Source organism: Pseudomonas sp. H1_F01, assembly GCF_054681425.1.
The window spans coordinates 3,437,160-3,449,578 of record NZ_CP162823.1; the positions used below are offsets into that span (position 1 = coordinate 3,437,160).

Below are 12,419 nucleotides of genomic sequence, written 5' to 3' on the forward strand. Positions count from 1 at the left end.
TTTTTACTAATGAACCGGAGAATAAAAACATGACTCTTTTCATAGACGTCGATCATGTCGCGCGCCTGTTCGCCACGGTGGGCATCCGTCGCGCAATCCGCGAAATGGCAGATTACATCGAAGCTGATTATTCACGTTGGGCGCAGTTTGATAAGTCGCCGCGCACCGCCAATCATTCGGCCAAGGGTGTGATCGAGTTGATGCCGACCGACGATGGCCAGCGGTACTCGTTCAAATACGTCAATGGTCATCCGGACAACGGTCAAAGCAACTTGCTGACGGTCATGGCCTTCGGCGTCCTGGCCGATGTCCACAGTGGCTATCCAACCCTGCTCAGTGAACTGACGCTGACCACCGCTGTGCGCACGGCGGCGACCTCCGCCTTGGTGGCGAAGTCCTTGGCGCGTCCGGATGCACGCATCATGGCCATCATCGGCAATGGCGCCCAGAGCGAATTTCAGGCCCTCGCCTTCCATGAAATGCTATCGATCAAGGAACTGCGCATATTCGATATCGATCGCGACGCCTCGCTTAAGTTGAAGCGCAACCTGGCCGCGTTCCCGGATCTTGAAGTGATCCTGGCCGGCTCGGCGCAAGAAGCGGTCAAGGGCGCAGACATCGTCACCACAGTCACTGCAGATAAAGCCTACGCAACGATTCTGACGCCCGAGATGATCGAGCCCGGCATGCATATCAATGCCGTAGGGGGGGACTGTCCGGGGAAAACCGAGCTGCACGCCGAGATCTTGCGTAACGCCCGGGTCATCGTTGAATTTGAACCTCAGACCCGGATTGAAGGTGACATCCAGCAATTGGAAGCCGACTTTCCCGTCGTCGAATTTTTCCGGATTGTTCAGGGCGAAATCAAGGGCCGCGAGAACGACGCTCAGGTCACTGTGTTCGATTCGGTGGGTTTTGCCCTCGAAGACTTTTCGTCACTGCGCTACGTACTGGACCTGGCCCAGGAGCATGCAATCGGTGAACACATCCACCTGGTGCCGAGGCCTGCCAACATAAAAGACCTCTACCAGATCCTGGATCAGCAGCCAGCAATCGTCCCTTCACGCCTGCGCACAGTGAGCTGAAAAAACCATAGGTGATGCCCCTGCGCAAAGTGCCAAGGGGCTACTCAGACACTGTGTGTGTACGCGGCAAATCTCGCTCTGCAAAAACAACCACCGTCAGTAGCCGTTGCATCTCTAACAAATACGCAAGACACCACTTTTCTGCCAAAACTCAAAAACATAAAATCAAGAGGTTTTGTAATGAAATCAACTCCCTCAGGGCTGATTGAACAGCCCGCGCTGCAACGCACCCTCAGCAATCGTCACATTCAGTTAATGGCCATGGGAGGCGCCATCGGTACAGGCCTGTTCATGGGTTCCGGGAAGATCATCGCCCTCTCTGGCACGTCGATCATCCTCATCTACATGATCATCGGCCTGTTCGTTTATTTCGTCATGCGTGCCATGGGCGAAATGCTGCTCTCGAACTTGAACTTCAAAACCTTCGCGGATTTTGCCGGTGCCTACCTCGGCCCGCGCGCGGCATTCTTTCTTGGCTGGTCGTATTGGCTGAGTTGGAGCGTGGCGGTGATAGGTGATTCAGTCGTGGTCGGCGGGTTTTTTCAGTATTGGTTCCCCGATGTGCCCGCCTGGATACCCGCCATCGGTATGCTGATGACACTGTTCGCCTTGAATGTACTGACGGTCAGGCTTTTTGGTGAAGTGGAGTTCTGGTTCGCGATCATCAAGATCATTGCCGTCGTCACCCTGATTGGCGTCAGCATGGTGCTGATTGCCAGCTCATTTGTCTCACCCAGCGGTGTTACTGCTTCGCTGAACCACCTGCTGGATAAACAAGCGGCCTTTCCCAACGGCCTGTTCGGTTTCTTTGCCGGTTTCCAGATGGCAATCTTCTCATTTGCCGGCACCGAACTGATCGGTACCGCCGCCGCCGAAACCCGTAACCCCGAGAAGACCCTGCCGAAAGCCATCAACTCGATTCCGCTGCGAATCATCCTGTTTTATGTGCTGGCACTGGCCTGCATTATTGCAGTGACTTCGTGGCAACAGGTTTCGCCCAACAAGAGCCCTTTCGTCGAGCTGTTCCTGGTTGCAGGTTTTCCCGCGGCAGCCGGTATCGTCAACTTTGTAGTGCTGACGTCTGCCGCTTCCTCGGCCAACAGTGGTGTATTTTCGTCTAGCCGCATGCTGTTCGGACTGGCCAACCAGGACAACGCTCCGAGGATTTTCCGAAGTCTGTCGAGCAATAGCGTGCCTCTGCTGAGTCTGGCGTTCACCACACTGTTGATGCTCGTGGGTGTGCTGTTGCTTTTCATCGTTCCTGAAGTGATGACCGCATTCACCATTGTTTCCACTGTATCGGCAATCCTGGTGATTTTTACTTGGTCGACCATCCTTGCATCGTATATTGCCTACCGCCAAAAGCGACCTGAGCTGCACGCGAAATCGGCCTACAAAATGCCTGGCGGCGTACCAATGGCCTGGTTTTCCCTGGCGTTCCTGGGCTTTGTTCTTTGTCTGCTGGCATTGAGACCTGATACCCGTATTGCGTTGATGGTCATGCCGGGGTGGTTCATATGGTTGGCAATTGCTTACCAGTTGACCTGTTCCAGGAAGCCTAAAACCGCTGCCGAAGCTGCCAGTCAATACGGCTGAGATGTTTGGGTGCAGCGTAAACCGCAACTCATTCTTGATAGCTTAAGGCTATCAGTCGATAATCACGTCTTCAAAAAAAGCACATAAGGATTTGCTGTGAAGAAGCTCTACTTGGCTCTACCGTTCTGCGCAATGCTGTTACAAGGCTGTGGTGTGACCATGGCTCGCTATGAACCCAATTTTCAGAACGTTCAGCAGCTCAAGCAAAATGCACCCATGCAGCCCCTGCGCGAGACGCAGGTGAATGCGGATTCAGGTCAAGGGTCGCTGATGGTGCGCCTGAACCCGATTTCGTCGCCCGAGGGCAGCGTTCCGCTGCACATCCAGGCCGCGATCAACGATGAGCTCCGTCAGGCCGGTCTGTTGGACCCTCGTGCTGACCGGCAGTTGCAGGTTCAGTTGGTCAAGAGCCAACTCACTGCAGGCGTAGGCAGCGGCCATGGCGAGGTGGCTGCGCGCTTCACGCTGCGTAAAGGCGATCAGGTTCTATACGAAACCACTAAAGACGTGCAGCGTGATTGGGACAGCAGTTTCTTCGGTCCGATCGCCATTCCGGCGGCCGCGAACAACTACAACCCTATGCTGCAAGACTTGCTCAAGAGCTTGTACAGCGACCCGCAGTTCACTCAAGCGCTGAAGTGACCCAAAAAAAAGAGCCGCGATTGCGGCTCTTTTTCTATCGGTGTCAGCCCCGTGGAGTTTGGGTGTCGACAGCGGAGTATTTTATGCGGTTGTTGTCGACCCAGTTCTTCAACAGCGCATTGACCTGGCGGTTGAAGGTGTTGGTAATGGCGGCCTTGGGCGTATTACTTGCCAGGGGCAGGAACCAGATGCCCATCCAGGTGTTGATCGCATCATGATTGCTGGTCTTGCCCAACGGCTGACCCTGCTCGTCCAGGGTTTCCAGGCTCATGGTGTACTGGTCGGTTGCCAAGGCAGGAATGATCGTGAAGGTGAAGCCGCTGATGAACGCCAGGACCATTTGCCCACCGCCTGGCGCATGGTTATAGACCTTCAATCGAAGACTGTAATCGCCTGGTTGCTTCTGGAATTCGTCAAAGACCACGCGCCCAAAAAGCCCTGATTCATCGAAGGTTCGCTTCAGATCGGGCTTGAGCATGTCGCGAGCCTGCGGCACCTCGGTGGCCTTGGCATTGTCGGGGTCGCCCTGATAGAAATCGAAATCGACATAGACGTTCGGCTTGTTCGAGTAGCCGGCCATTGAAGGCAGATTCACGGGGGCTACTTCATCTTTGGTGAAACTGGCGCATCCACTCAGGCTCAAGGCCAGGGCTAGGCCTATGGCTTTTGCAAATTGCATATCGACTTCCTTGCGTAATTTGACTAATGCCGCTCACAGAGAGGGGGACGAATTCTAGCGGGATCCGTTTAAAAGCAAAAGGCCATCATCTGATTGCACACACGCCGCTTCGCAATTACCTGACACGCTCAAAGACAATGTGAACCTTCGCCCCATCCGGGCGGCGAAAATCTTCTACCATCCGGTTGCCATCGACCTTCAACTGCAGGTCGTCCCGGGTGCGCACAGCGCCCACCCAGTTCGGGAACGTAGCCCCTTCGACAGTGTTGCCCGTGAACTCACCGTTCTGGTCGACCGTATATCGCCCGAAAAAACCGATGCCCCCCGCCATCGCTGCTCGGTTTTCCTCATCGGTGCCTTCGCCACGAACGTTGGACCGAAACGCTGGCACGCGTGGATCCGTGAGTACTTCGACAAACGTCAGCTCTGGTGTGAAGACGAGCCAACCATGAGGATCGGGGCCATAAGCATTCGATTTGATGCCCTGGCTCTCAACGGTTGCACTGATCATGCGCCAGGTTCCGACCACGGAATTTTCTTTGCCCGCAAACACACTGGAGCACGCCGAGAAGGCAATCACCGCTACGATCGCCAGTACCTTGTTTTTCAGAGTCATCCGCGTCACCTTTCCTCGCCGCAACGACACGGCAGACAATAGAGTGGGTTTCATTCTGGTCGGCACGGTCTTCATGCCCTGGCCGAGATGGCCGCCAAGCGTAGCTCCCGCAAAGTGTCATTATCCGCCCTCCTCCCCAGTTGCCAGCCCAAGTAGCCCCACAGCAGTGCGCAACAGGCGCCGATTATCGCGGCCGGGCCGGCGCCTTGTCCCAGGAGGTCGAGCAGGCTCTTGGCCCAGCCGCTCATGGCGTCACCTGCGCGATAAACCACGGTGTCGATGAAGTTCTTGGCCTTGTATTTACTCTCGGCATCCAGCGGCGCGAACAGCATTTCCCTGCCCGGTCGGACGAACGCGTATTCACCGATCCGTCGCACGATCATCAATGCCGCCAGCAGAGCGAACCCCGGCGCCAACGCCAGGCCGAGGAAGCCGACGCACATGAGCAGCGGCACGATGGCCAACAAAGCACGCACCCCCAGCTTCGGCGCGATGCGCCCGGTGATGAACAACTGGGACAGCAACGCACCGGCCTGCACGATGATGTCGATGGTGCCGAAGATGCGCACTTGCGCCTGGCGATCTGGATAGTGCTCGGCCACCAGGCGCGCCTGTTCGAAATAGAGAAAGGTGCTGACCGTCGCCAACAACACCACGAAGCCGGCGATCCCCAGCAAGTAAGGTGACCTGAGCACCGCCGTCAACCCGCTGAACGGATTACCGTGCAATGGCTGCCGAGGGCTTTGCGTCGGCGCAGCGCCCGGACGGCCGGCACCGCCCGTTTCGCGCCATCCCATCAACGCCCGTTTCAACACCAGCGTGGCACCGAGCAACAAGGCTGCCAGCAGCATCAACCCCGAGGCGCCGAGAGGACCGATGAGCAGCGCGCTCAGGGTCGGCCCCAGCAGGCCGCCGACGCTGGCGCCTGCGGCGATGAAGGCGAACAGCCGCTTGGCCTGCTCGCTGTCGAATACATCCGCCATCAGGCTCCAGGCCACGGATACGACGAACAGGTTATAAACCGAGATCCAGACGTAAAAGACCCGGGCCAACCAGACACTGTCCGGCTGGAACTGGAACAGCTCGACGAACATCAACAGGTTGAAGCCGAAGAAGCCGTACACCCAATCGATCAGGCGCAGGCGCGGCACCCGCGAACTGAGCCAGGCGAACAGTGGGACGGCTGCCAGCATGACCAGGAAGGTCGCGGTAAACAGCCATTGCAGGTTCTCCACCCCCGCCGCGATACCCATCGACTCACGGATTGGGCGCAGCATGAAGTAACCGGTGAAGAGACAAAGGAACAGCAGGAACCCGCACAGCGCCGGACGCAACTCACCGTCGCGGGCGTTCAGGGCGAAACTCAGCCGGTGCAAATAGGACGGCGCACTCATAAGGGACTCCGGGGAGACGGCAACAAGGCAATGGTCAAGCGCAGGACGGATGCCCGCGCCCTGGGTGGCATCAGCGATAGGTCACGCCGGTCAAACGCTCGGAGACAACCCAGAGCCGCTCGGCATCCGCCTCCGTGCTCGCGGCGGGCGGTGTCTTGGCGAACCCCAACGGACCGCGTCTTTCATCGTCACCGGTCGGGCCGTAATAAGCCCCACCCACGGCTTGCGCAGCCGTGGCGGCATACAAGGTGGGCAACGCCCCTTGTGCCGCTGAGTGGTACGCGTCACGGTCCTTTGCCCAGCGCCGACCGAACTCGCTGTCGAGGCCTGGCCCCCGTGCGACCAACTCGGTAACGGCAACGCCGGGATGCGCCGCCATGCTGCGAATGCCCCAGTTTTCGGCATCACTGCGCCGCTGCAAGGCAAATGCCCAGTGCAAGACGGCCAGTTTCGATTGCGCGTAGGCGGCGTACGGGTCGTACTTCTGCTCGCTCTGAAGATCATCAAGATTCATCGCGCCGCGCGTCGCAGCAATGCTGGACAGGCTTACCACGCGGGCATCCTCGCTTTGACGCAAGAGCGGCACCAACAGGCCGGTCAGCGCGAAGTGCCCCAGGTAGTTGGTGGCCAACTGAAGTTCAAAGCCATCGGCGGACGTGCCTCGCTCGGGTGGCGCCATGACGGCGGCATTGTTGATCAACACATCAAGGCGTGGCAGCCGCTGATTGAGACGCTGGGCCAGGTCGCGCACAGATGAAAGATCAGCCAGGTCCACGTTCTCGAACTGCACCTTGGCGTCGGGCTCGGACTCGCGGATACGCGCAATGGCCTGTGCGCCGCGCTCCGGGTTGCGCGCGGCGATGATGACCTCGGCGCCGGCACGCGCCAAGGCCAGCGCATCCTCGTAGCCCATGCCACTGGTACCACCGGTGATCAGGACAATTCGACCTTTTTGGGACGGTATGTCGCCGGTCGACCAGTCTGGTTTCGGTGCAACGCGAGTGGAGGCTTCGATACTCACCGCACTGAGCAGCGCGACGCCCGCAGCGAGGATTCGAGCCAGTCTTCCAAGCCGGCTCATGCGGCCAATGGTGGGTGTTGTTGTGCTATTCCACATGGTGATGGTCCCTGTCTGAAGAAATGAACCGGCATCGCCGGACGGTCACTGTGTCGAGCACGCCTCAGCCAACTGCAGAAAGCTGACGTGTTTCTTTACCCCTTGGGTGTTCAAGTAGGTCATCTTGGCTGGCACGACCTCGCATACCGGCGATGTCGCCGCCTCGATATGAATGACCCTGGCGATGTCCAGCGGCATGCCATATTCGTAGGCCGGAAACTGCGATTGTTCTTTGGCGAGCAGCGGTGAACCGCTCAAGGAGATGACTGCCAGCAGGCCGGCAATCGACAGGTTTCGAATGTTCATAGTGGGCTCCACGACACAGTCCTCGTTGGGATGGTCGTAGCACTCTAGGCGGGGGCGACTGACGTCAAGGTGACTGCTGGCTGACGGGAAGATGTCAAACGCGGGCAGACTTTACTCGCAGGCGACGACTAAGGCGCCGCCTGGTTCATCAAGGAGAATCCGAAGGTGTTGAGCCCATTCTCGCTGTGGGCAAACACGCGGCCACCGTGCATGGACGCCACCGCCCGCACGATGGAAAGGCCCAGGCCATGGTGCGCATCGCTTCGCGCCCTGGCGGTGTCGGCGCGATAGAAACGCTCGAACAAACGCTCCAGGTGCGAATTGTCGATGGGCTCTCCGGCATTGGAAACGCTCACCTCGACCTGCATGCCGTGGTTGACCAGGCTCACCGTGATCGTGCTGGTCGGCACAGCGTAGCGCGCCGCGTTCTGTATCAGATTAGCCAGGGAACGGTGAAAAAGGCGTCGGTCGATGCACACGCGCATGTCACCTTGGATCACCACGCCCAGCTGTTTGTCGTGCAAGACCGGCTCCAGATACTCCACCGTTTTCAACGCCTCTTCATAAAGCGAGACATCACTGAGCTCGGTTGCCCGTTGCCCGCTCTCGGCCCCCGCCAGGAACAGCATGTCGTTGACGATGGTGCCCATCCGTTCCAGCTCTTCGAGGTTCGACTGCAGCAGATCCTGCAGCTCACCCACATCGCGCCCGTGGGCCAATGCCACCTGGGTCTGTCCGATCAGATTGGTCAAGGGCGTTCGCAGCTCATGGGCCACATTGGCATTGAACCCTTCGAGCTGACACCAGGCCGCTTCCTGGCGAGCCAGGGCACCGTTGAACGACACCGCCAGCTCCTGCAATTCGCCAGGCAGCGCCTCGGTGTCCAGTCGCTGCTTCGAATCTCCCGGCGGCAGGCTATTGGCTTGACGGCTCAGTCGTCTCACCGGCCCCAGGCCGAAACGCGCGATCCAGTAACCGAGCAGCGCAACCAGCCCGATGCCCAATGCCGAGGTCAGGATCAAAATCTTGGTGAAGTGGTCCAGGGTCTTCCTGAACGGCGTTGAATCCAGCCCCACGATAAAACGCAGCTCCGGACGGTTGCCCATCGCAGGAATGGTCTTGAGCAAAGCCATCATGGGACGCTCCCGCTCAGGCAGGTCGAGGGTAAACAGCCCATCTGAGCGCTTCGACCAATCCTGCCCGTCCGGCATCGCCCCGCCGTAACTGAAGTCTGGGTTGTCAACCAGGATCCAATAGCGCACCCGTTCATCCGCAGGCGTCAAGCCGTCGAGCTTCTGGCGCAAACCGACCCAGAATGTCGGCGAATCGTATTTCGCCAGTACCGGGTCGAGCACGGAATGGCGCAAGACCAGCTCGTTTTGCATCTGCTCATCGAGCGTTTGGTCCAAAGAACAGCGCAACAGCGTCGCACTGATCGACATGATCAGCAGGACAGCGAGGCCGAACATCAGGGCAAGCCGCTTGGCGATCGATCTTTTCATCAAGGCGTTCCACTTTGCCTGCTATCGACCTCACGGCTTTCCAGCACATACCCCATGCCGCGGACGGTATGCAGCAGCTTGCGCGGATACGGGGCATCTACCTTGGCGCGAACACGCTTGATCGCGACCTCGACCACGTTGGCGTCACTGTCGAAATTCATGTCCCAGACCTGCTCGGCAATCATCAACTTGGAAAGGATCTCGCCCTGATGCCGTGCCAACAGGCTTAACAGGGTGAACTCCTTGGCCGTCAGGTCCAGCCGCAGCCCTCCCCGGGTCACCTTGCGCGCTTGCAGATCGACTTCCAGGTCGTCGATGCGCAAATGTGTCAGGTCAACCGTGTCACCGGCGCGACGACGGATCAAGGCCTGGACACGTGCGACAAGTTCGGCAAACGAAAAAGGCTTGCCCAGGTAATCATCGGCCCCCTCGCGCAGCCCTCGAATGCGGTCATCCACCGTCCCCCTGGCCGACAACATGATGACCGGGGTTTTCTTTTGCAGGCGCAGGCCTTGCAGCACGTCGTAGCCGTCCTTGCCCGGCAACATCACATCCAGGATCACCACGTCGTAATCCCATTCCAGCGCGTAATGCAGGCCATCGATGCCATTCGTGGCAACGTCGACAATGTAGCCGAGCTCGGTCAAGCCACGATGGACGTAGGAGGAGGTTTTTTCTTCATCCTCGACAATGAGCAAACGCATCGGGTAACGCCTCTCTGAAACGGTGCCACAAATTGGGAGATCAAATAGTCGATCCCGATGTTTGGCTTGGTGCTGATGCTTCAAGCCCCCCTGCAAGATCGCCTGGATGTACATTTTCCCCAGTCTAGGCTGTGAAGGTGTCCGCAGGCTGACCGCCTCCTGACATTCTTGTCAGAAAATGCTTCAAGGGCCGAGTTCGTCATTCTCGTGGAATTATTCGAATTTGGAATTACAGTTATAGCTAACGAAACTATGTAGACGACCTTCCGTCACCTATCTTGACGTCAGGTATCCGTCCCATTTGGGGCGATGCTGGAACGTTATCCAACGGGCTCCAGACACACGTTAATCCGCAGGATAAGGATCTGCTCGTACGTCCAGTTTGATTGAAGACCGCAAGACCGATAAGGAGATCCCCCTGTGGTGGATGTGCAGCAATTGTTGGACTCGATTCCCCCTGGCATCCCCTATGGCGACGACGATGCATGCGACGCCACCTTCTTTACGACGGCCAACTGACGCCCGAACACGAGCCAAAGGAAGCCGTTCATGGCAATCACGCAAAACAACCGTTTGGTACAGGTCGACAGTCCTCTCGGCGGCGATGTCCTGTTGTTGCAAGGCATGGAAGGCAGCGAAGAGTTGGGGCGGTTGTTCCACTACGAATTGGACCTGACCTCCGAAGACCGGGCGATCACGTTCGACCAGCTGCTGGGCAAGCCAATGGGCCTGACCCTGGAACTGTATGACGGCGGCAAACGCTACTTCCACGGCATTGTCTGCAGTTGCCGGCAACTGACCGGCCACGGCCAATTCGCCGGTTATCGCGTCAGCTTGCGCCCCTGGTTCTGGCTGCTCACGCGCACCTCCGATTGCCGGATTTTCCAGAACAAGACCGTGCCGGACATCATCAAGCAGGTGTTCCGCGACCTCGGTTTCTCCGATTTCGAGGACAGCCTGAGCGGCAGCTACCGCGAGTGGGAATATTGCGTGCAGTACCGCGAAACCAGCTTCGACTTCGTCAGTCGGTTGATGGAGCAGGAAGGCATCTATTACTACTTTCGCCATGAAGAGGCGCGCCATGTATTGGTGTTGGCCGACGCCTATGGCGCCCACTCCACGGCGCCGGACTACGCCTCGGTGCCCTTCTATCCGCCTGATCGGCAAATGCGCGAGCGCGATCATTTCTACGACTGGCAACTGGCGCGGGAAGTCCAACCCGGTTCGCTGGCGCTGAACGACTATGACTTCCTGCGCCCACGCGCCAGTCTTGAGGTGCGCTCCAGCGTGCCGCGCAACCACACCAACGCCGACTACCCGCTCTACGACTACCCGGGTGAATACGTCCAGAGCAACGATGGCGATCACTACGCGCGTACCCGCATCGAAGCCATTCACAGCCAATTCGAGCGTGTGCAATTACGCGGTCGCGCCCGCGGAATCGGTTGCGGTCATGTGTTCACGCTGACGGGATACGACCGTGCCGACCAGAACCGTGAATACCTGGTGGTGACCGCCCGTTATCAGATCCGTCAGGATGCCTATGAAAGCGGCCAGTCGGACGTCGCTGAACAGTTCGTCAGCGAGCTGGACTGCATGGATGCCAGCCAAGTCTTCCGCCCTCTCCCCCTCACCCCCATGCCCATTGTTCGCGGGCCGCAGACTGCCGTGGTGGTCGGCCCCAGTGGCGAGGAGATCTGGACCGACCAATATGGCCGGGTCAAAGTGCATTTCCACTGGGATCGCCATGACCAGTCCAACGAAAACAGCTCCTGCTGGATTCGCGTGTCCCAGGCCTGGGCCGGCAAGAACTGGGGATCCGTGCAGCTCCCGCGGATCGGTCAGGAAGTGATCGTCAGTTTCCTCGAGGGCGATCCGGATCGGCCGATTATCACTGGCCGCGTCTACAACGCTGAACAGACCGTGCCCTACGGATTGCCGGCCAATGCCACCCAGAGCGGGGTGAAAAGTCGTTCAAGCAAGGGCGGTTCACCGGCCAACTTCAATGAAATCCGCATGGAGGACAAGAAAGGCTCGGAGCAACTGTTTATCCACGCCGAGAAGAACCAGGACATCGAGGTCGAGAACGACGAAACCCACTGGGTCGGCCATGATCGCCGCAAGACCATCGACAACGACGAGACCGTGCATGTCAAACACGACCGCACCGAAACCGTCGATAACAACGAAACCATCACCATTGGTGTGGATCGCAAGGAAAAGGTCGGCAATAACGAAACCATCTCCATCGGTGTGAACCGCACCGAGGATGTTGGCAGCAACGAGAAAATCACCATTGGCGCCAATCGCACCGAGAAAGTGGGCAGTAACGAGACCATCACCATCGGCGCGGACCGCACGGAAAAAGTCGGTGCCAACGAGAAAATCAGCATCGCCAGCAACCGCACCGAAGACGTGGGCGGCAACGAAACGATCAGCATCAGCGGCAACCGTAACGAAACGGTCCAGGGCAACGAAGGCATCGAGATCAACGGCAACCAGAGCACCCAGATTGGCCAGAACGAATCCCGCGACGTCGCCCAGAATCGCACCACCAACATCAAGCAGAACGACAGTCTGGACGTAGGCAAGCATTTCTCCCTTACCGCCGGCGACTCCATCAGCCTGACCACGGGCGCGGCGAGCATCACCATGAAGAAGGACGGCACCATCGTGATCAGCGGCAAGAACATCACCATCGACGGCTCTGGCGCCATCAAGATCAAGGCCAACAAAAACGTGGTCGTCAAAGGCCAGAAGATTCTGCAGAACTAGTCA

11 protein-coding genes are annotated in these 12,419 nt (G+C 58.3%); 4 read left to right on the forward strand and 7 right to left on the reverse strand.

The window, feature by feature from the left end:
- The first annotated feature begins 29 nt into the window (after nucleotides 1-29).
- From AB4O09_RS15720 to AB4O09_RS15730, 3 genes are all read left to right on the forward strand, one after another.
- The gene (locus AB4O09_RS15720) at nucleotides 30-1,085 is read left to right on the forward strand and encodes an ornithine cyclodeaminase (protein WP_003201935.1); all 1,056 of its coding nucleotides are present in this window, start codon (nucleotides 30-32) and stop codon (nucleotides 1,083-1,085) included.
- Nucleotides 1,086-1,265: 180 nt separating this feature from the next.
- Complete coding sequence (locus AB4O09_RS15725; RefSeq protein WP_003201933.1) at nucleotides 1,266-2,681, forward strand: amino acid permease; 1,416 nt, start codon at nucleotides 1,266-1,268, stop codon at nucleotides 2,679-2,681.
- 96 nt (nucleotides 2,682-2,777) lie between these two features.
- Complete coding sequence (locus AB4O09_RS15730; protein WP_003201930.1) at nucleotides 2,778-3,323, forward strand: hypothetical protein; 546 nt, start codon at nucleotides 2,778-2,780, stop codon at nucleotides 3,321-3,323.
- 43 nt (nucleotides 3,324-3,366) lie between these two features.
- Here AB4O09_RS15730 and AB4O09_RS15735 read toward each other — a convergent pair whose 3' ends face one another.
- The 7 genes from AB4O09_RS15735 to AB4O09_RS15765 all read right to left on the reverse strand — a co-directional run bounded on the left by AB4O09_RS15735 (nucleotide 3,367) and on the right by AB4O09_RS15765 (nucleotide 9,641).
- Nucleotides 3,367-4,002 (reverse strand): hypothetical protein, encoded by a 636-nt coding sequence (locus AB4O09_RS15735; RefSeq protein ID WP_003201928.1) that lies wholly within the window; start codon nucleotides 4,000-4,002, stop codon nucleotides 3,367-3,369.
- 115 nt (nucleotides 4,003-4,117) lie between these two features.
- Nucleotides 4,118-4,618, reverse strand: a complete 501-nt coding sequence (locus AB4O09_RS15740; protein WP_013693381.1) for a lipocalin-like domain-containing protein — start codon at nucleotides 4,616-4,618, stop codon at nucleotides 4,118-4,120.
- A 71-nt stretch (nucleotides 4,619-4,689) separates the two neighbouring features.
- The gene (locus AB4O09_RS15745) at nucleotides 4,690-6,012 is read right to left on the reverse strand and encodes an NTP/NDP exchange transporter (protein ID WP_460053280.1); all 1,323 of its coding nucleotides are present in this window, start codon (nucleotides 6,010-6,012) and stop codon (nucleotides 4,690-4,692) included.
- Between the two features lie 70 nt (nucleotides 6,013-6,082).
- Nucleotides 6,083-7,129, reverse strand: coding sequence for an oxidoreductase (locus AB4O09_RS15750; RefSeq protein WP_052239519.1), 1,047 nt, complete (start codon nucleotides 7,127-7,129; stop codon nucleotides 6,083-6,085).
- A gap of 45 nt (nucleotides 7,130-7,174) precedes the next feature.
- A complete protein-coding gene (locus AB4O09_RS15755; RefSeq protein WP_003201919.1) occupies nucleotides 7,175-7,435 on the reverse strand; it encodes a DUF2790 domain-containing protein in 261 nt (86 codons plus the stop codon).
- A 128-nt stretch (nucleotides 7,436-7,563) separates the two neighbouring features.
- The gene (locus tag AB4O09_RS15760) at nucleotides 7,564-8,937 is read right to left on the reverse strand and encodes a heavy metal sensor histidine kinase (RefSeq protein WP_003201917.1); all 1,374 of its coding nucleotides are present in this window, start codon (nucleotides 8,935-8,937) and stop codon (nucleotides 7,564-7,566) included.
- Nucleotides 8,937-9,641 (reverse strand): heavy metal response regulator transcription factor, encoded by a 705-nt coding sequence (locus tag AB4O09_RS15765; protein WP_038858999.1) that lies wholly within the window; start codon nucleotides 9,639-9,641, stop codon nucleotides 8,937-8,939. Before AB4O09_RS15765 ends, AB4O09_RS15760 begins: the two co-directional genes overlap by 1 nt.
- 549 nt (nucleotides 9,642-10,190) lie before the next feature.
- Between AB4O09_RS15765 and AB4O09_RS15770 the strand changes: the two genes are divergently transcribed.
- Entirely contained in the window at nucleotides 10,191-12,416 is a 2,226-nt protein-coding gene (locus tag AB4O09_RS15770; RefSeq protein ID WP_060613875.1) for a type VI secretion system Vgr family protein, read from the forward strand.
- Nucleotides 12,417-12,419 lie beyond the last annotated feature (3 nt).

Excerpts from the sequence above, each read along its gene's own strand:
- AB4O09_RS15725 (WP_003201933.1), top strand. The coding sequence starts at position 1,266 with ATGAAATCAACTCCCTCAGGGCTGATTGAACAGCCCGCGCTGCAACGC.
- AB4O09_RS15720 (WP_003201935.1), top strand. The coding sequence starts at position 30 with ATGACTCTTTTCATAGACGTCGATCATGTCGCGCGCCTGTTCGCCACG.
- AB4O09_RS15745 (WP_460053280.1), bottom strand. The coding sequence starts at position 6,012 with ATGAGTGCGCCGTCCTATTTGCACCGGCTGAGTTTCGCCCTGAACGCC.
- AB4O09_RS15750 (WP_052239519.1), bottom strand. The coding sequence starts at position 7,129 with ATGTGGAATAGCACAACAACACCCACCATTGGCCGCATGAGCCGGCTT.
- AB4O09_RS15755 (WP_003201919.1), bottom strand. The coding sequence starts at position 7,435 with ATGAACATTCGAAACCTGTCGATTGCCGGCCTGCTGGCAGTCATCTCC.
- AB4O09_RS15735 (WP_003201928.1), bottom strand. The coding sequence starts at position 4,002 with ATGCAATTTGCAAAAGCCATAGGCCTAGCCCTGGCCTTGAGCCTGAGT.
- AB4O09_RS15740 (WP_013693381.1), bottom strand. The coding sequence starts at position 4,618 with ATGACTCTGAAAAACAAGGTACTGGCGATCGTAGCGGTGATTGCCTTC.
- AB4O09_RS15765 (WP_038858999.1), bottom strand. The coding sequence starts at position 9,641 with ATGCGTTTGCTCATTGTCGAGGATGAAGAAAAAACCTCCTCCTACGTC.
- AB4O09_RS15770 (WP_060613875.1), top strand. The coding sequence starts at position 10,191 with ATGGCAATCACGCAAAACAACCGTTTGGTACAGGTCGACAGTCCTCTC.
- AB4O09_RS15760 (WP_003201917.1), bottom strand. The coding sequence starts at position 8,937 with ATGAAAAGATCGATCGCCAAGCGGCTTGCCCTGATGTTCGGCCTCGCT.